Origin of the sequence: Methylomicrobium album BG8 (assembly GCF_000214275.2) — a bacterium.
Lineage (GTDB): Bacteria > Pseudomonadota > Gammaproteobacteria > Methylococcales > Methylomonadaceae > Methylomicrobium > Methylomicrobium agile.
This window is the reverse complement of record NZ_CM001475.1, coordinates 3129095-3148911: the sequence shown is the minus strand read 5'-3', so window position 1 is coordinate 3148911 and position 19817 is coordinate 3129095. Positions and strand designations below refer to the sequence as shown.

Here is a 19817-nt window from a genome sequence, read left to right as displayed (position 1 = left end):
GGTCTATTGTCCGGGTTGGGTTTCGGCGAGGTTAATGCGTTCGGGGTTGACCGTGATGCCGGGGCGGATTTTTTGCAATCCTTCGATCACGATCCACTCGTCCGGTTTCAGCCCTTTCCGGATCACATACGACTGCCCGATATGCGCGCCCAGCTCGACCGTGCGGTATTCCACCTCGTTATTGGGCTTGACGGCCCAGACGAAACGGTTGGCCTGGTCGGTGCCGATCGCCTGATCCGGAATCAGCAGGGCGGGATAGGGTTCGCCGAGGCGCACCCGCAACCTTGCGAAAAAGCCGGGTCTCAGAAAGTCGTCATCGTTGGGAAAGACGCCGCGCAGCGTAATCGTGCCGGTGGCCGTATCTTCGCGGGGCGCGATGTAATCGAGCACGCCCCGGTGCGGAAAGTCGTTTTCATCGGCCAGCGCCAATTCCACCGGGGTGCCGTCGATGGCGGCCGCCGTACCTCCGTTTTTTTGCCGGCGGTATTTCAGTACCGCGCGTTCGTCCGCATCGACATAGACATAGACCGGGTTGGTCGATACGATCGTGGTCAGCAGCGTGTCATCCGTCTTGACCAGGTTGCCGACCGTGATCAGTTCTCTGCTGATGCGGCCGTCGATCGGTGCGCGGATCTGGGTGTATTCGAGATTCAGGCGCGCGGTTTCGACATTGGCGGCGGCGGAGGCGACCACTGCCGATGCCTCGCGCAAGCCTTTCTGGCGGGCGTCGTATTCTTCCTTGGAGATCGCCTTGACCTTGAACAGCCGTTCGGCCCGGTCCAGATCGTTTTGCGCCAGCTCCTTCCGGGACTTGACCCGCTCCAGTTCCGCTTTCGCATAGTCGAGCTGGGCCTTGAAGGGACGGGGATCGATCACGAACAGCAGGTCGCCTTTCCGGACTTTCTCGCCGTCCTTGAAGTTGACCTTGTCCAGATAGCCGCTGACCCGGGCGCGTACTTCGACCGCTTCCACCGCTTCGAGCCGGCCGGTGTATTCGTCCCATTCGGTCACGGCGCGGCTCACGGGTTGGGCGATTTTTACGTTGGGCGGAGGGCCTTGGGGCGGCTGGGCGCCGGGCGCCTCGGCATCTTTGCAGCCGCCGGCCGCAACGAGGGCGGCCATTGCGGCCAATCCGGCCAGATGCCCCAGACGGATGCGAAAGCGGTCCAAGAAAAGAGTGCCTTCGGGTAGGACAGTGGACAATTCCCAGGAAAGGCTGTTGCGCTGGATAACGATTGGCCTGCGAGTATTCTTTATCATCCTTTTTTGCCCGTGATGAAATGGATTTAAAAACGGTAATATATATTACCATTTATTTCGAATTACGATTATTTCTTTATAATCTCTCGTCAAAGATGATTTTATGGGCGACACTTCATGATCAAATGCGGACGTCCTGCCAAAGGCAGCGAACTTTTAAGCCGCGACCGGGTGCTGGATACGGCGTTGACGCTATTTCTGGAACACGGCTACGGAAATCTCAGCATGGAAGCGATCGCCAAAGACGCGCGGGTGTCTTTGCGGACGATCTACAGCCAGTTCGGCAGCAAAGCCGGCCTGTTCGGCGCGCTGATCAGGCGTTGCAGCGACCAGTTCGTCGGCACGCTGTCCCTGCAGGGACAGCCGGAAATCGCGCTTGCCGCTTTTGCCAAAGAATTTCTGTTCCGTATCACCCGGCCCGATGTCGTGCGCATGCGCTCGATCCTGATCGGCGAATCGCCGCGTTTTCCGGATCTTGCCACGCAGTTTTACGAGCAGGGGCCAAAGCGCACGCTCGAACATTTGGCGCAATATTTTGCCCGGCAGCGGGCCGCGGGACGGATTATTCCCGTCGATCCCCATGTTTTGGCGGACCAATTCCTGAGTTGCCTGCGTAGCGAACGTTTCCAGAAACTGCAGCTTGGACTGGAAAACACGCCGACGGAAGCGGAAATCGAAGCCTGGGCGCAACAGGCCGTCCGCTTATTTCTTTACGGCTGCGCGGCGGAGAAAAAATGAGAAGCAAGGCGGCCCAGGCCCTAGATAGTGTCGTCACAAGATAAGTCTTTGTCAGGTATAATACGGAGATTGTCGTTGCTGATGAGATTAAAGAGCCATGTCCCAACCTGCCCACCGCCGCCATGACATTTCCGATACGGTTTGGAGCTTACTGGAACCCCATCTGCCCGGCCGTGCCGGGGCCTGGGGCGGAAAAGCGCGAGACAACCGCTTGTTTATCAATGCGGTCTTCTGGATTTTGCGTACCGGTGCGCCATGGCGCGACCTGCCACCTGACTATGGCGATTGGAAGAACACCCATCGCCGGTTTTGCCGTTGGCGAGATCACGGCGTCTGGGAAGCCCTGTTGGAACAGTTGGTCACCGAACCCGACTATGAATGGTTGATGATTGATGCCAGCCACATCAAAGTCCATCCGCATGCGACCGGCGCGCAAGGCGGCAATCAGGGCATGGCGGTCACAAAAGGGGGCTCAACAGTAAGATACATCTGGCCGTGGATGCGCATGGTATGCCGGTCAGAATCCTTATTACAGCAGGTACCACAGCAGATTGTTCGCAGGCTTCAGCCTTGATCGAAGGCGTGGATGCTCAGTACTTATTGGCGGACAAAGGCTACGATAGCGATGCTATCGTAGCCCAAGCCGAAGCAAATCAGATGACGGTGGTCATTCCGCCACGCCGCAATCGAAAACAACCCCGCGACTACGATCGCGACCTGTACAAACTGCGGCATTTAGTAGAAAACGCGTTCTTGCACCTCAAGCGCTGGCGAGGTATTGCCACACGCTATGCCAAGAACACCGCATCGTTCCTGGCCGCTGTGCAGATCCGGTGCATCGCCCTGTGGACAGCTATCTTATGACGACACTATCTAGGCATCAAACCAAGGCAATCGCGCTATCGTTTGAAGGCCTGAAGCCTACAGCTATCTTTATCTCTTACTTTATCTCTTAAACTTAGGATTTGGTTCCAAATAACTTCCTGGTCCAAGACCCCATGCCGTTAAGTTAAGCCGTCATCTCGGCAGGGATTGCCGAGATCCAGAATATAGGGATGTATTTTAGAGCTGCCATCCTTGGCTTCTGGATTCGGCAACTGCTCCCTGCGTTGCCCTCGATCGCGTGTTCCTGACGCGATCTACCTCGCCCTTCCTTGGGCTCGTGCCTCCTGCATCCCTGCAGTCGTCCGGCAATCACTGCCGGAATGACGTTGTGGCCTTAACTTAACGGTATTGGTCCAAGACCTGCCAGGTTTTTAAAACCTGGCAGGTCTACCACCCATACCAGCAAGTTAATATCGACCCAATCCTTTACGGCATTGCCCAACCTCCGGAATCCCTGAACTACTTGTTTGCGCTCTAGCTTGTTTCATCTTCCGCAGTTAATATACGCAGAGGACCGATTCTAGTAAACTGTCTTTGCTTCAAAGTCTCAAGCTGCCGCGGCGCACGATGCCGTTGCGGGTTTTCTTACTTTCGCCATGAAGAACGCGCCATGACCATCGAGTTCAAAGGGTAAAAATATGGATCGCTTCGACCGGATCTTCAAATTGCACAATCTTTTCGCGAGCCGCCGCACGCCGATTTCGATGAAAGCGTTGAAGCAGGAACTGCAATGCTCCCGCGCCACGGTGGCAAGGGCGCTGGAAGAAATGGAAGACTATCTCGGCGCGCCGGTCGAATACGACAAAAAACGCAACGGTTATTTTTATAACCGCCGCGACGGCGAGCATCCCTACGAACTGCCCGGACTGTGGTTCAGCGCCGACGAACTGCACGGCCTGTTGATCTGCCAGCATCTTTTGACCCGGAAATATGGGGCGGATGTGGAGGTGAAGGAACCGGATTTTCTGGTTGAAGCGGTGATGAGACAGGTGGAGAAGATGCGGGAAATATATCCGAGAACTTAAAACTTTATTGGTATAATAGTTTTAAAATAAAATTGCACGATAGCCGTATAGCCGTATAGCCGTATAGCCGTATAGCCGTATAGCCGTATAGCCGTATAGCCGTATAGCCGTATAGCCGTATAGCCGTATAGCCGTATAGCCGTATAGCCGTATAGCCGTATAGCCGTATAGACTTATCTCGGCTTATGCAAATGAGACAAGCAAGTGATAAACAATCTAAGTGACATTTTTCGTGAGTTTCGTTTAGTTTCTGGCTGTTTGACGCTATGGAGGCAAATAATAGGAGGATACAACGCCTTGGAAACAGCTAAAAAAGCCCAAGAAGTGGGTTATCCCCTTTGCCTCTGCACGTATCCGCCAAAAATCATGTTACAAGGCAAAAATGAATCAGAGTTTCATTGTCCCCATTGTGCACGGATAAAAATCTGTAAATAGACACTTTTTATATGATTGGCAAAATTCCAATGGTTATTAAGCCCTATGCCCGTTGGCCTCATTGAAGAATTGGCATAATAGTTTTTATTACAATGCCTTAATGCAAATTTCCGTGGCATTTACCAATGCCACGGCCTCTTCATCAAATTTTTTGTTTAGATACAGCCAAACGCTCATGGATTGAGACACTAGGTGTGATAAAAAATAAAACCCATAGTTAGGACGGTATGCGTAGGGTGGATAAGCGCAGCGCATCCACCATTTGAGGCATCCGATGGTGGATGCGCTACGCTTATCCACCCTACAAGAAAGCTACAAGAAAGCGGCAAAATTGACGAAAGACAAAGAGACTTTGGGCAATAATGATGGACTATAGTGATTTTTTCAAAAAAGCGACAGAACTCGAAGCAGCGTATCCTTACCAGCGACGCTTGGCAAGCCAGACTTGGCCGGAATTTCTCGAAATTCCGACCGGCCTGGGCAAAACGGCGGCAGTCGTGCTCGCCTGGCTTTATAAACGAATCATAACGCATGACCCGGAAACGCCCCGGCGTTTGGTTTATTGTTTACCGATGCGGGTTTTGGCGGAACAAACCGAAGCCAACATTCATCATTGGCTGCATAGACTGGGCGGAGAAGCCGCGGAAATCCCGGTTCATCTGTTGATGGGAGGCGAGGAGGACTTGCAATCCTGGACCTTGCAACCCGACCGGAACGCCGTTTTGATCGGCACCCAGGACATGCTGTTATCTCGCGCATTGATGCGTGGCTATGGCATGAGCCGATACCAATGGCCGGTGCATTTTGCGCTGTTGCATAACGATGCGCTATGGGTTTTCGACGAAGTGCAATTGATGGGTGCCGGCCTTCGCACCTCCGCGCAATTGGAAGCGTTCCGCCGCGAATTCAACGTCCACGGCGGTGCCCGCAGTCTGTGGTTGTCCGCCACGTTGAACACCGACTGGTTCAAAACCGTCGATTTTGCGCCGCATCTCGAAAACGCCACCGCGCTTCGGCTTGACGAAGACGATCTGCGTTTGGCCGGAAGACGCCTTTCGGCTTCAAAAACGCTGCAAGCCGGAAATGCCCTGCTGAATGCGGAAAGTAAAAAAGGCAATGGTGAAAAATACCTGTCTGATTTGGCGGCGCAAATCTTGTCCGTGCATGAGCCGGGTACCAACACGCTGGTGATTCTCAACCGCGTCGAACGTACGCAGGAGTTATTAAGGCTGCTGAAAAAACGCAAACCGGATGCGGAGTTGTTACTGGTGCATGCCCGCTTTCGTGCCAATGAACGCAAAGCGCTGAATCAGGCGATCCAGCATACGCCTCCGCCGTTTGGCCGCATTATCGTGGCGACCCAGGCGATTGAAGCGGGCGTCGACATTTCCGCAAAAAACCTGTTTACCGAATTGGCGTCATGGTCTTCTCTGGTACAGCGGTTCGGGCGTTGCAACCGCTACGGCGAATATGCTGAAGCGAATATCTACTGGCTGAATATCGACGACGAAGCATCCGCTCCGCCTTACGACTATCCAGACATGAAGGCGGCGCGCGGAACGCTGCAAAATCTGACCAATGCTCGATTGGAGGCATTGCCGAAAACGACCGGAAAGCAGCCGGCAACGGATGTCTTGCGGCGCAAGGACTTTCTCGACCTGTTCAATACCGATGCCGACTTGACCGGTTTTGATACCGACATTTCCGGCTATATCCGCGATAGCGGCACGCCGCCGCTGTTTGTCTATTGGCGGGATTTCGACGGCATGCGCCCCGAACAGTCGCAGCCGGACCGCGCCGAGCTTTGTCCGGTATCGATCAGCCAAATCAAAAGCCATCTAAAAAACAAAGACATCGCCGCGTTCGCTTGGGATACGGTGGAAGGATCGTGGAAACGCGTCGGCCCGAACAATGTCTTTCCTGGGCAAACCCTACTGTTGCGCGCGCAGGACGGTGGCTACGACAATGAACTCGGTTTCGTCGCCGCTCATAAACCGGTAGTAGAAGTACTGCCGCATCGGGAAGCCAGCAATCAGGTCTATCAAAAAGATCCGGACAGCATCAAAACGATTCCTATTTTATTGGAAGATCATCTTTGTCATGTCGCGGCGGCCGTCAAACAGTTGTTTGCGGTGCTGCAATTGCCGCAGGACAAGGCCGAAGCGATCGTGACCGCCGCGTTTTGGCACGACGCTGGCAAGGCGCATCCCATTTTTCAGGAAACGCTGAAAAGCATTTGGAATGAAGACGATCCGCAACAACTGCGGCTTTGGGCCAAATCGGCTGCGACTGCTCGGCACAAGCGCCGCTATTTTCGCCACGAACTGGCTTCCATGTTGGCTTGGATGGTTCACGGCGAAAAATCGCCCATGCATAACCTGATCGCCTATTTGATCGCCGCTCATCACGGCAAGGTGCGCATGAGCCTGCGCGCCATGCCGGACGAGCCGGAAGCGCCGAGCGGCAAACGCTATGCGCGCGGTATTTACGAAGGCGACGTTTTACCGCCGGTGCGCATTGGCGGCAAGATGCTGCCTCAAACGGCGCTGAGGCTTGACGTGATGGAATTGGGCATCGGCGAGATGGGGCCGTCCTGGACGCACCGCACGCAAAAGTTGTTGCAGGAGCACGGACCGTTTTTATTGGCTTGGTACGAAACGCTTGTGCGCATCGCCGACTGGCACGCTTCGGAGCAAGAACAAAATGGGGGGAACGAGCACAATGGCCAATGAGATTTATTTGAACGGCTGCACGCCGGTCCCGCTGGCGCATTATCTGAAAGCGCTGGGCGTTCTGCGTCTGGTTTCGGAGCAAAAAGACCCGGATGCAGCGGGCTATTGGCACAACGAGTGTTTTGTGTTGAGAACCAAGCTAAACAAGGACGAGTTGCTCGGGTTTTTTCTTGAAGAATATCGGCCGACGCCAATCGTTGCGCCTTGGAACGGCGGCAGCGGTTTTTTCTATCAGGAAGGCAAAACCAAAGAAAAAGACCCGGCAACCGGTAAAAAATTAAAAACAGGCGTTCGCAATCAGCCAACCGAAGCGACTCGTACGATCGATGCGATGCTGAACGGTAAAGCGCAACGTTTCTCGGTTCACCGCCAAATGATAAAGCTGTGCAGGCAGGCGCTGGAATACTGCGAATTTCAGGAAGCGCCAAAAAACGAGGATAAAAATCGCTTGCTGCAAATCATTCGAAACGCGTTTCCGGATGACTTTCTCACCTGGATGGATGCGGCGTTATTAATCGGTCAGGATAAAACATTTTTTCCGCCGCTGCTGGGAACAGGCGGTAACGACGGCAATCTCGACTTTACCAATAACTTCATGCAGCGCCTTCGGCAATTGTTTGATCTCGAAAGCGGAAAAGCCGACGCAGGTGCTGGACAATGGCTTGACGGAGCGCTGTTTGCGGAAGCAACCGCGTCGTTGACGACAAACGCAGCAATCGGTCAATTCTTTCCGGGCGGTGCTGGTGGACCCAATGGTACGGCAGGTTTCGAATCCGGTTCCTTGTTTAACACCTGGGATTTTATCTTGATGGTGGAAGGCGCATTGCTGTTTGCTGCCACTATAACGCGCAGACTGCAGCAGGATCGGAGCGGCGCCTTGAGCTATCCGTTTACGGTGCACAATACCGGCGGCGGCTCCGGAGCCAGCAGTCAAACCGATGAAGCGAATGCCCGCGCCGAAATCTGGCTTCCGCTCTGGCGCAATGCCGCAACGCTGGCAGAATTGAAAATTTTGTTCCAGGAGGGCCGCGCTACGCTGGGTCGTCGTCCGGCCAGAGACGGCCTGGAGTTTGCCCGTGCAGTCGCCGGTTTGGGCGTCGATCGCGGCATCGGCGAGTTTCAGCGCTACGGCTTTGTAATGCGCTCAGGCAAAGCTTACCTTGCAACGCCGTTCGGTCGCCTCAAAACACAACGCAACCCTGCCGCCGACTTAATTCATGACCTCGATAAAAACCGCTTCCTCGAAAATCTGCGCGCTTTAGCCAGAAAAACCGAAGCGCCCGGACGCCTCGTTTCATTGACGCGGCAATTGGAAAGCGATTTGTTCGAGCTTGTTCAACATAGCGCCCCGAGAGCCGTCCAGGATGTTTTAATCCTGCTGGGGCAACTCCAGCGCGCATTGAGTCTGAGTGCAAAAGGCAGGGAGGCGGTTAAAACACCGCTTTCCGCGCTCAAATCCGATTGGGTGTTGAAAGCCGATGACGGCTCGGCGGAGTTTCGGCTGGCTTGTGCACTCGCGAACATCTACGCGAAAAACCTGCCGATGCGTCTGCACTTCTCGAAGACCGGCATGGAAAAAGGCGGCAAATGGGTTTGGGATACCGAATCTCGGTTAGCCGTGTGGGGAGAAGGCCCTTTCGAACGTAACATGGTGGTTTTGCTACGGTCCCGATTATTGGCGGCGGAACGCATGCAAAGCCAGGACAAACCGTTCGCTTTTCGTTTCGGGGCAGGCAGCGGCGATATTGCCGCGTTTCTTGCGCAAAGCACCGACGATGGACGTATCGGCGATCTGGCGCAAGGCTTGGCTTTGATCAAGGTCGACGACTTTCCTCGTCATTTGGGCGATAGAGCGGGTTATCGGGAACAATCCATACTACCTGCCGCCTATGCGGTTTTAAAACCATTTTTTGTCGAAGACGAAGTGCTGCGCAAACTCGAATTCCTACCGAACGATAAAAATATCAAATTGCCGCAGCCGCCTGAATTGCTTGCTTGGCTTGCCGCCGGACATACCGGACGCGCCGTTGCGTTGGGCTGGAACAAACTGCGGCAATCCGGTATTTCGCTGCCGGGTTTCCCCAATAAACCACCGATGCCGATCGGCATTGACGGCGAACGGCTATTGGCTGCGTTGGCAATGCCTGTCGCTTTCGGCGAACTTGACCACCTGTTTCGAAGCATTGCCAGAAAATAAAGATTTTGTAGGGTGGATAAGCGAAGCGCATCCACCACAACAAGCCATCATGGTGGATGCGCTTCGCTTATCCACCCTACGTTTAAAGACAATTAAATTTATCAACAAGAGGAATGTAAAAAATGAGCATCGATTTTTCCGCCTTACAAACCGCCCCACGTTTACTGATCGAAGCCGATTTACAACCGCTGCAAGGCGCGCGTTTTCAACCGACGGGATTCCCGGATTTGGGCGCGGCCGTTTATGACGGACCCAACGGCAAGCGCTTACTCTTGGTCGAATCCGCGCAAAGCATGGCGAACCGACTCGAAACCGTATGCTGGAATAGCGTTGCGGACGACTGGATCGATCCGTTGAAAAACCTGCCGCTGGTCAAAGTCGTCGATAAGCAGGGCAAGCCGCTGACCAATACCGTCCTGGAAGCGCATCGGCTCAATTCGCCCTACATTCTGGAAGGCAAAGATACTTCGGTATTCGACATGCTGAAAAAAGAGCTGGCCGATATGGACGAAGGTCCGGTTGATATTCGCAAACTCGCGGCGGTCGTGTTGAAGTATGACAGCAATGCCCTGCTGCACGGCATCTTTTTGGCAAAAAGCCAGTTGGCCGGCGGACGATTGCGTTTGCCGCGCGTGTTGTCGGCATTTATCGAAGCCGAAGACGTCAATTTGGCGCAAAGCGGCGGCGTAAAAAACGATCATGTCAATCCATCCGGCGATACCGCCAAAGGATTTGGCAATGTTCCTTATTCCCGCGATGATTATACCGCGCCCAAGATTACCGCTTATTTCAATATCGACTTGGCACAGATTCGCGGTTTTGGATTGGGACAGAGCGTCGAACAACTGCTGACCGGTCTTGCGCTCTACAAAATCCGCCGTTTTCTCGACGAAGGCTTACGGCTCCGGACCGCTTGCGATCTGGAAGTGCGTCAATTGACGCTGACCCGGCCGCAGTCCTGGCGATTCCCCGAGCGTGCGGAATTGGAAACCGTTTTGCCAAGCCTGATAGAAAAAGTCGCGCAAGAGAATCGTTTCGCCGAACCGCGCGTCACTGTGGTGCGCTGGGAGAAGGGCGCCGAGAAAAAGAAAAAAGCCGAAGACAGCGCGGAAGCCGAGGAATAACCCATGCTGACCCTATCGCTATCTTTTCCCGGCGGGCGTTATCATGCTACGCCCTGGGGGCGGCACGTCAACGAAGCCGATGTCGCCTGGCCCCCCGATGGCTGGCGGATTTGCCGGGCGCTGCTCGCGGTCTGGCATCGAAAAATCGATCCGCAACGTTATCCAAAAGAGCTTCTGGAACGACTTCTATCGGCACTTGCCAGCGAAGCGCCGCATTACCGTCTGACCGCAGCGGTCCATGCCCATACCCGGCACTATATGCCGGTCCGGCAAAAAAGCACGTTGATTTTCGATGCTTTCGCAAGAATCGACGCCGATCAGGAAGTGATCGTTCGCTGGCCGAATCTGGAACTGGATGATGAGCAAACCGAATTGCTCGATTCCCTGCTCGAAGCGTTGGGTTATTTGGGGCGAGCGGAATCTTGGGTCGAAGCCAAGCGTCTTGCTGATTGGAACGGAGAGCTGAATTGCCGTCCGGGTGAATCGTCCGTCGATACCGAAACCGGGGAAATTTTGGGCGAGCCGGTATTGCTCTATTGTCCCCTGTCTCAAGACGGCTATGCGGCCTTTCGTGCGCACTTTTTGCAAGGGCTTGCGGCGCGAACCCTCAAAGCCAAGGAGCGCAAGCCGATCGAAAGTACCTTGCCGGAAAATTGGCTGGACGCGTTGGGACTTGATACGGCTGACCTGCAAGCTGCCGGTTGGAGCGCGCCACCCGCCGCGCAAAAATTATTATATCAGCGTCCAATCGAGTCATTACGCCCGAATGCCGCAAGCCGACCGCGTGCGCGTCAGATTTTGTTTGCCGATACGGTGCGCTATGCTGTCTATGGCAAGCCTTTGCCGCGAATCGAAGACGCGGTCCGATTCGGTGAATGGCTGCGCCGTGCGGCAATGGGCCAAGCCAAGCATCTGCTGGGCGAGAATTCGATTCCCGCCTTGTTGTCCGGTCACGGCCTATCGGCGGGCAATTGCCACCAACATGCTTTTTTTATCCCTGATCCGAATCGAGAAGGGCAAATCGCTCACGCTATTGTTCATATTCCCGGTAGTTTTGATGCGGACACTCGCCGTATATTGGAAAATCTGACCAAAATAAAAAACCGCGATGGACAGGAATGGCGGCTGTTGCTGGAGCATATCGGTGAAAGGTCTATCTTCGGCGAACAAGTGCCGTTACTTAAGGACGCTGCCGTTTGGCAATCGGTTACGCCCTATCTGCATCCTTGGCATCGTAAGAAAAGCTTTGGTATCGAAGCACAAATTCGCAGGGAATGCCGGGAAAGGGGATTGCCTGAATTGGATTGGCTGCAATCGATCGATGAGGTCTCTTTGGAAGGCCGCTGCTTGCGCCCGATCGACTTCCATCGTTTTCGACGCAAGCGTGGACTGGTTCAGCCCGATACGCATGGGTCATTATGGCAACTGAGATTCAGCAAACCGGTATCCGGCGTTTTGGCATTGGGATTTGGAAATCATTTTGGTTTGGGTTTGTTTGAGCCATTGGAGTAATTATGTGTGGACAAACCGAGGTTGAACAGCTTGGGTTTCAAGAGGCTGCGCGTCGTGCCGATGAACTCGATCAAGGGGAAACCGTACGCGTACCCGCCGATGAAGTCGATCGGGAAGCCCGGTCCTTGCTGAAGTGAATGACTATTTTCACCCGCAGGCGCGAACCGAACATTTGGAGCATGTGGCGTTTTACGAATCTCGGCAACGCGGTCCGGGCGCGCGTTATCTTGCCACTTTCAGCACGGTAATGGTGCATTTAGGGATTTCATCTGGTTTGGTCCATGCAACGGCGGGGAGTTATTTTGACTTGCCGCATCAATGCCGATAACAAAACCACGGAAATGGCCAGTCTTTACCCTTTCTGGTCGGAGGGCATTCAGCACACGCTGACGTTGAATCATGTCAATGTTTGGGAGAGCGGTGTCGAAGCTCAAATTACGGCAGGCTTGGGAAAAGCGGAAATTACCTTCTTCGATGCGCATTTTCTTACCAATCGGCTGTGGTACCGGCAGGGTGGACATTACGACTTTATTCTGACCGGCTTGGCCTATTCGGCTCGATCCGCGCGATTGATGAAACTGCCTTATTCGCCGAATCCCGACGTTCTCGCTTGGAGCACGCTACTCACCGGCGATCACGACGATGGCGAGCCTGCCGAGCCGCCAACGGTTTTTTGCTTGGAAGACATGGCGTCTTTGCTGCCGATAGCGGATTGGGATAACGATGACTACAGCTTTCGTGGTTTGGTCAAAAGCGTCAAACCGTTTGCGGATTTTTTGGGGCAGGACGGTTGGCTGGTGCGGGTGACCGTATTGCGTTTATCCGATTACGAAACCGAAGACGTTAATCTTGATATCGTCATCACGCGCCGCGCCTGGCAAGGCGATGAGGCGCCGGTAGTGGGCGCCGACATGGAAGGTACGCTTTGGCTGCAGGGCTATTTATGGATGTCTCAAAATAAATGAAGGAAAGAAACCGTGTTTTACTGCTGTGAAACTTGTTATTCTTGGCCCTGGATACGCGCTTCCAGACGGGCATGACGGTTCTGAACAAGTTTGGCAAAGCAAAATATTAATGAGTTTATTATTCCTACGGGAAAAACCTTGGATTCTAAGCTATTCTTTAACTTACAGGTTCATTCGGTAATGTTTTAATCAAATCTCCACGATGCCGGAAAACGACACACCCATCCAGCTTGAACTCCCGATGCCTTTCCCGGAACTCGGCGGCGATATGCCGCTGTTGCCGGCGCGGATGGTGAACGAGTATCAGTATTGTCCGCGGCTGGCGTATCTGGAATGGGTGCAGGGCGAATGGGCGGCGTCGGCGGATACGGTGGAAGGCGATCATACGCACCGGCGCGTGGATAAGCCGACGCGAAATTTCCCCGAAGCGGGCGACATCGAGCCGCATGAGGTGCTGCACGGCCGTTCGATTACCTTATCATCGAACCGGCTGGGGCTGATCGCCAAGCTGGATTTGCTCGAAGCCGAAGACGGCAGGGTCACGCCGGTGGACTACAAGCGCGGCAAGCGCCCGCATATCGCCAAAAACGCTTACGACCCGGAACGCGTGCAGTTGTGCGTGCAGGGGCTGGTGCTGAAGGAGCACGGTTATGTCTGCGAGGAAGGCGAGCTGTATTTTGCCGAAAGCCGCGAACGGGTGCGAGTGGCGTTCGATCAGGATCTGCAGGATTTGACGCTGAACGCGGTCAACGGCCTGCGCCTGATCGCGGCGGGCGGTCATATTCCTCAGCCGCTGGTCGACAGTCCGAAATGCCCGCGCTGTTCGCTGGTCGGCATCTGTCTGCCCGACGAGGTCAACTTTCTGCAGGGCGGCGCCATCGAGCCCCGGCCGTTGGCGGTGATGCGCGACGAGGCGCTACCGGTGTATGTGCAGGCGTACAAAGGCAAGATCGCCAAGAATGCGGAGGCGCTGGAAATCAGCGTCGACGATGCGGTGGTGCAGAGCGCGCGGCTGATCGATGTTTCCCAGGTCGTGGCGATGGGCAACGTCTATATCACCACGCCTTGTTTGCAGGATCTGATGAAGCGCAATATTCCGGTCAGCTGGCATAGCTACGGCGGCTGGTTTATCGGCCATACCGTCGGCACCGGGCACAAGAACGTCGAACTGCGTACCGCGCAATACCGCGCCAGCTTCGAAGAGCATATCTGCCTGACGATTGCGCGCGGGCTGGTGCGCGCGAAGATTCAAAATTGCCGGACGCTGCTCAGGCGCAACTGGCGCGGCGATGACAAGCCCGACGCATTGCTCGACCGGTTGAAGGCGCTGGGCGAAAAATCCTTGCGCGCGACCGATCTGCAGCAATTGCTCGGCATAGAAGGGGCGGCCGCGGCCGAGTATTTCGGCGCTTTCGACAAACTGATCAAAAAATCGGACGATCCCCGGCAGATGAGTTTCGATTTTGCAACCCGCAACCGCAGACCGCCGACCGATCCGGTCAATGCCCTGCTGTCTTTCGCTTATTCGATGCTGGTCAGGACCTGGACGATGAATGCGAGTGCGGTCGGACTGGATGCGTACCGGGGATTCTACCACCAGCCGCGCTATGGCCGTCCGGCCCTGGCGCTCGATTTGATGGAGCCGTTCCGCCCCCTGATCGCCGATTCGACCGTGTTGCAGGTGATCAACAACGGCGAAGTGCGTCCGAGCGATTTTATCAGCGCGGCCGGCAGCGTGGCGTTGAACGAAGCAGGGCGCAAACGCTTCATCGCGGCTTTCGAACGCCGTCTGGCGCAGGAGGTTACGCATCCGTTGTTCGGGTATAAGACCGAATACCGGCGCTTGTTCGAAATTCAGGCGCGGCTGTTCGGCCGCTATCTGCTCGGCGAGCTGGCCGAGTATCCCAACTTTACGACACGCTGATGGCGGCTTACGAATATCTGTATCTGGTCACTTACGATATCAGCGATCCGAAGCGCTGGCGGCGCGTGTTCAAGCTGATGAAAGGCTACGGCGACTGGCTGCAACTGTCGGTTTTTCAATGCCGTCTGAGCCGCAAGCGCCATGCCGAGTTGATCGCTCTGCTGGACGGCATCATTCATCATACCGAGGATCATGTTCTGATTATCAACGTGGGTCCCGCCGAATCGGTCAAGCCGCAAGTGGTCAGTTTGGGCAAAGAATTTGAAGTGCTGGAACGTCAGCCGGTGATTGTGTGACGCTATTTTTTTGCCGCCTCCGGGCGAGCGCTGCAGTGGCGCAAAAGTCAGCGGCAGCGCTCGCGAAGGATTGTTCTTTAAAAATCAGGTTATTACAAATGGGTATGGATTTGGAGTACGGGTTGTGTATAATTGCCGAGGCGCAGGTTAGGCCAGCGCTCGCATTTGACCGCGCCAAGCCTTGGTTTTCAAGGCTTGGCGCGCGGGCTGTTTTCCCTGGCCTCGTGCCGGGGCCTCATTGAAGCATTTGCATTCATTTCGTAATTTTGACCAACACTTAACTGTTTTCCCTGGCCTCGTGCCGGGGCCTCATTGAAGCCTTTTCTGTCATAACGCTCCCGCTGCTCGGATCACTCGTTTTCCCTGGCCTCGTGCCGGGGCCTCATTGAAGCAGCTTACCGCGGCACGAAAATGGCGACCGAAAATCTGTTTTCCCTGGCCTCGTGCCGGGGCCTCATTGAAGCACAAGGAGATTTCCAATGTTTAACCCGTTTGAAAAACGTTTTCCCTGGCCTCGTGCCGGGGCCTCATTGAAGCTATTTTGTCCTTGTCTTCAACCGTTTCCACCACGCCTGTTTTCCCTGGCCTCGTGCCGGGGCCTCATTGAAGCGAGGGTAATAAAATCGGCATCGCCGTCGCTGAACGAGGTTTTCCCTGGCCTCGTGCCGGGGCCTCATTGAAGCAACTGGCACAAACAGCGCGCGACATTATTCGGCGCCGTTTTCCCTGGCCTCGTGCCGGGGCCTCATTGAAGCTTGCTCCCGATGGCGTTAACGATACTGTTAACCGGGTTTTCCCTGGCCTCGTGCCGGGGCCTCATTGAAGCAAGCTCGATGTAGTGGGCTTCAAGGAGGAAGACCAACGTTTTCCCTGGCCTCGTGCCGGGGCCTCATTGAAGCCAGCGCACCGCCACCGCGGCGCCGCCGGCGCTGCCGTTTTCCCTGGCCTCGTGCCGGGGCCTCATTGAAGCGCTTTGGTGTGTGAAAGCTTACCAAATGGAAAAAAACGTTTTCCCTGGCCTCGTGCCGGGGCCTCATTGAAGCCAGGGCATGCAAGATCACAATGCGGAGTCGATCAAATGTTTTCCCTGGCCTCGTGCCGGGGCCTCATTGAAGCATCCCCTCCTGCGGCTGTAACGATCCGTTCTTCTCCGTTTTCCCTGGCCTCGTGCCGGGGCCTCATTGAAGCAGGCTTGTCCTGAGTTGAATGTATCGCCAACGACACTGTTTTCCCTGGCCTCGTGCCGGGGCCTCATTGAAGCTGTGTCAGGCCGCCGTTGTCGCAATCAGCGCATGAAGTTTTCCCTGGCCTCGTGCCGGGGCCTCATTGAAGCTTGACGCTTTTTTCAATCTCGACCAAACCTTGAAGGGTTTTCCCTGGCCTCGTGCCGGGGCCTCATTGAAGCAAACAGGCCGACGCGGTGATGAAACTGTTCAACACCGTTTTCCCTGGCCTCGTGCCGGGGCCTCATTGAAGCCGGTATTCACCCAAAACGTTACGTAACAGCTCAATCGCGTTTTCCCTGGCCTCGTGCCGGGGCCTCATTGAAGCCACCTGCAAGTCATCCGCGCCTACGACGACCTGATGGTTTTCCCTGGCCTCGTGCCGGGGCCTCATTGAAGCAGCAGCAGTCATCCGTCGTTTAGTCCGTTGTGGGCGCAGTTTTCCCTGGCCTCGTGCCGGGGCCTCATTGAAGCTTATCAATCGATAAGGCTGAGAATCAGGTTATTCAAGTTTTCCCTGGCCTCGTGCCGGGGCCTCATTGAAGCTTGCTGTCATGGCCGACAGTGTATCGGCCTAACGTGGTTTTCCCTGGCCTCGTGCCGGGGCCTCATTGAAGCAGCGAGGCATCGCCATGATAGACGTAGAAATAGACGTTTTCCCTGGCCTCGTGCCGGGGCCTCATTGAAGCGATGTCTTCTGGGTGGAGTCCATCAGTCTCGTTATGTTTTCCCTGGCCTCGTGCCGGGGCCTCATTGAAGCATTGATCTTGAATTCACGCGCGACGCCGAAGAAGACCTGTTTTCCCTGGCCTCGTGCCGGGGCCTCATTGAAGCTGATGGTTATGTTGAGGTACATGCCCCCGATAACGCAGTTTTCCCTGGCCTCGTGCCGGGGCCTCATTGAAGCGAGCAGATTTCTAAGTTATCGTTTACAGAGTCAAACGTTTTCCCTGGCCTCGTGCCGGGGCCTCATTGAAGCTCCATAGTAAAATTGAGTTCCTATTTTAATCATTAAGTTTTCCCTGGCCTCGTGCCGGGGCCTCATTGAAGCTCGCGCCGTTCACGCCGGATATGGCCGGTGTGAAAGTTTTCCCTGGCCTCGTGCCGGGGCCTCATTGAAGCGACCCAATGGTGGTTCTCCGTGATCTCTTAAATTTCGTTTTCCCTGGCCTCGTGCCGGGGCCTCATTGAAGCTAATAATACAGAACAATCTTGGAATTCGGTATCATAAGTTTTCCCTGGCCTCGTGCCGGGGCCTCATTGAAGCGGCATCCCCGCAAAAGATGTCGATCTGGCGCAAGCGGGTTTTCCCTGGCCTCGTGCCGGGGCCTCATTGAAGCGTTGCAGTTCTTCTAAATCAAGTAGTCCGGCCATTAGTTTTCCCTGGCCTCGTGCCGGGGCCTCATTGAAGCCCGCTGCAGCTTTGCGGGGCGGCGGTTGACCTCGCGTTTTCCCTGGCCTCGTGCCGGGGCCTCATTGAAGCCCCGATAAAACGGCTAGTTCATCATCGAACCCGCGAAGTTTTCCCTGGCCTCGTGCCGGGGCCTCATTGAAGCGCAATAAACCTTGACGGCACTGCACACAAACTGCAAGTTTTCCCTGGCCTCGTGCCGGGGCCTCATTGAAGCTAAGCGTAAGCGGGGACCCCATGCGTCAAGACTGCAGTTTTCCCTGGCCTCGTGCCGGGGCCTCATTGAAGCTATTTGGTGATGGAGTTGCCCGTTTAACCTTGTTTGAGTTTTCCCTGGCCTCGTGCCGGGGCCTCATTGAAGCGTGTAAACCTTCGTAAAACTTTTCGGGCGTTGATTCGTTTTCCCTGGCCTCGTGCCGGGGCCTCATTGAAGCGACCGTTTCCAGCGCAACCGCCCGTTATGCCGCGCCTGTTTTCCCTGGCCTCGTGCCGGGGCCTCATTGAAGCTTGCTAATCTCTTGGGGCAGATTGCCCCCTATATTCCGTTTTCCCTGGCCTCGTGCCGGGGCCTCATTGAAGCCAGCGCTGACAATTGCTCCAGCGTGCCGAGGAAATGGTTTTCCCTGGCCTCGTGCCGGGGCCTCATTGAAGCCAGGGGCGTCGCGAGTAAGGTCGGATCGCCATCTTTCGTTTTCCCTGGCCTCGTGCCGGGGCCTCATTGAAGCAAGTAACCGGTCTATTTCAGCTTTACATTCTCTAATAGTTTTCCCTGGCCTCGTGCCGGGGCCTCATTGAAGCCTATCGTTCCCATTTAAATATCAAAAAAGGTTGTGTCGTTTTCCCTGGCCTCGTGCCGGGGCCTCATTGAAGCTAGTGCTCATGCTTTCACAAGCTCAGATGCGCGTCGTTTTCCCTGGCCTCGTGCCGGGGCCTCATTGAAGCGGATACACGTTGCAAGGCTTGATACGTCGTCGGCGGCGTTTTCCCTGGCCTCGTGCCGGGGCCTCATTGAAGCAAAAGAGCTGGTTGCAACAAAGCCTAATGAAATTTGGTGTTTTCCCTGGCCTCGTGCCGGGGCCTCATTGAAGCCAAAGTTAGGTACTCACGCTTCCCATTTAGCGTAAGTTTTCCCTGGCCTCGTGCCGGGGCCTCATTGAAGCGCACGAACGGCCTTGACGGCTGCGACGGTCGTAAAGTAGTTTTCCCTGGCCTCGTGCCGGGGCCTCATTGAAGCGAGGGAACGAATGTCCTATCTTTAAAGGGTGGGATAGTTTTCCCTGGCCTCGTGCCGGGGCCTCATTGAAGCTCGTGCGCCGTGATCGTGAGTTCGAGGCTCATACGTTTTCCCTGGCCTCGTGCCGGGGCCTCATTGAAGCTACAAAGAACAATTTGCCCTTTATCTTCGGAATATGCGTTTTCCCTGGCCTCGTGCCGGGGCCTCATTGAAGCGCGGCAGCAACAGTTGTAATTGCAGCGCTTATTGCAGTTTTCCCTGGCCTCGTGCCGGGGCCTCATTGAAGCCTGGATGGTTTGGGCGATTTCGGCGCGCCGATTGGCGTTTTCCCTGGCCTCGTGCCGGGGCCTCATTGAAGCCGAAGACTCGCTGGCGGGGTTTTAGCCGATGCTGACTGTTTTCCCTGGCCTCGTGCCGGGGCCTCATTGAAGCAAGCTGGTGCAGGACGGTTCGAACGATATGTTTGACGTTTTCCCTGGCCTCGTGCCGGGGCCTCATTGAAGCATCGGCCCGGCCTTGGCGCCGGCTGACAATTACAGCGTTTTCCCTGGCCTCGTGCCGGGGCCTCATTGAAGCATAGGAAGTTTGAACTCATTCGGACGTGTTTGCCAGTTTTCCCTGGCCTCGTGCCGGGGCCTCATTGAAGCGCTACAACCTGGGCGTATCGATAATCGCGAACAAATTGTTTTCCCTGGCCTCGTGCCGGGGCCTCATTGAAGCATTGGGATTAATGTCCATCCAGACCGGCGAGGCAACCGTTTTCCCTGGCCTCGTGCCGGGGCCTCATTGAAGCTAAGGGAGTCAACGCGCGTAAAGATGGTGGATATGTGTTTTCCCTGGCCTCGTGCCGGGGCCT

The 19817-nt window shown here is 55.2% G+C and carries 11 protein-coding genes and 1 CRISPR repeat array (1 of these 12 cut by a window edge); of the genes, 10 read left to right on the top strand and 1 reads right to left on the bottom strand.

What is annotated here, in order from left to right; all coding sequences use genetic code 11:
* Positions 1–3: 3 nt before the first annotated feature.
* Positions 4–1260 carry an efflux RND transporter periplasmic adaptor subunit gene (locus METAL_RS13435; RefSeq protein ID WP_005373096.1) on the bottom strand — a complete coding sequence of 419 codons (1257 nt, stop codon included), beginning with the start codon at positions 1258–1260 and terminating at the stop codon, positions 4–6.
* Between the two features lie 117 nt (positions 1261–1377).
* Here METAL_RS13435 and METAL_RS13430 point away from each other — a divergent pair, with 117 nt between their 5' ends.
* From METAL_RS13430 to cas2, 10 genes are all read left to right on the top strand, one after another.
* Complete coding sequence (locus METAL_RS13430) at positions 1378–1998, top strand: TetR/AcrR family transcriptional regulator (protein ID WP_005373095.1); 621 nt, start codon at positions 1378–1380, stop codon at positions 1996–1998.
* A 97-nt stretch (positions 1999–2095) separates the two neighbouring features.
* Positions 2096–2862 (top strand): IS5 family transposase gene (locus METAL_RS22185; RefSeq protein WP_157203341.1). Its coding sequence is split into 2 segments (ribosomal slippage): positions 2096–2471 and positions 2471–2862, totalling 768 coding nucleotides; the frame shifts between segments, so codons are not numbered across the junction.
* A gap of 659 nt (positions 2863–3521) precedes the next feature.
* Positions 3522–3908: an HTH domain-containing protein gene (locus METAL_RS13415; RefSeq protein WP_005373094.1), complete on the top strand. Its 387-nt coding sequence runs from the start codon at positions 3522–3524 to the stop codon at positions 3906–3908.
* Positions 3909–4708: 800 nt separating this feature from the next.
* Positions 4709–7075: a CRISPR-associated helicase/endonuclease Cas3 gene (locus METAL_RS13410; RefSeq protein WP_031429482.1), complete on the top strand. Its 2367-nt coding sequence runs from the start codon at positions 4709–4711 to the stop codon at positions 7073–7075.
* Positions 7065–9272: a type I-G CRISPR-associated protein Cas8g1/Csx17 gene (gene cas8g1 / locus METAL_RS13405; RefSeq protein ID WP_051040388.1), complete on the top strand. Its 2208-nt coding sequence runs from the start codon at positions 7065–7067 to the stop codon at positions 9270–9272. The genes METAL_RS13410 and cas8g1 overlap by 11 nt, the downstream gene beginning before the upstream one ends.
* 122 nt (positions 9273–9394) lie before the next feature.
* Positions 9395–10396: a type I-G CRISPR-associated RAMP protein Csb1/Cas7g gene (gene cas7g / locus METAL_RS13400; protein WP_005373091.1), complete on the top strand. Its 1002-nt coding sequence runs from the start codon at positions 9395–9397 to the stop codon at positions 10394–10396.
* Positions 10397–10399: 3 nt separating this feature from the next.
* Complete coding sequence (gene csb2, locus METAL_RS13395) at positions 10400–11908, top strand: type I-G CRISPR-associated protein Csb2 (protein ID WP_005373090.1); 1509 nt, start codon at positions 10400–10402, stop codon at positions 11906–11908.
* A gap of 341 nt (positions 11909–12249) precedes the next feature.
* Complete coding sequence (locus METAL_RS13390; protein ID WP_169740937.1) at positions 12250–12873, top strand: hypothetical protein; 624 nt, start codon at positions 12250–12252, stop codon at positions 12871–12873.
* A 202-nt stretch (positions 12874–13075) separates the two neighbouring features.
* Positions 13076–14797: a CRISPR-associated endonuclease Cas4/Cas1 gene (locus METAL_RS13385; RefSeq protein ID WP_005373084.1), complete on the top strand. Its 1722-nt coding sequence runs from the start codon at positions 13076–13078 to the stop codon at positions 14795–14797.
* A complete protein-coding gene (gene cas2, locus METAL_RS13380; RefSeq protein WP_005373083.1) occupies positions 14797–15093 on the top strand; it encodes a CRISPR-associated endonuclease Cas2 in 297 nt (98 codons plus the stop codon). The genes METAL_RS13385 and cas2 overlap by 1 nt, the downstream gene beginning before the upstream one ends.
* A gap of 209 nt (positions 15094–15302) precedes the next feature.
* Positions 15303–19817: direct repeats of the CRISPR family, unit length 36 nt; unit sequence GTTTTCCCTGGCCTCGTGCCGGGGCCTCATTGAAGC (it continues 6086 nt past the right edge of the window).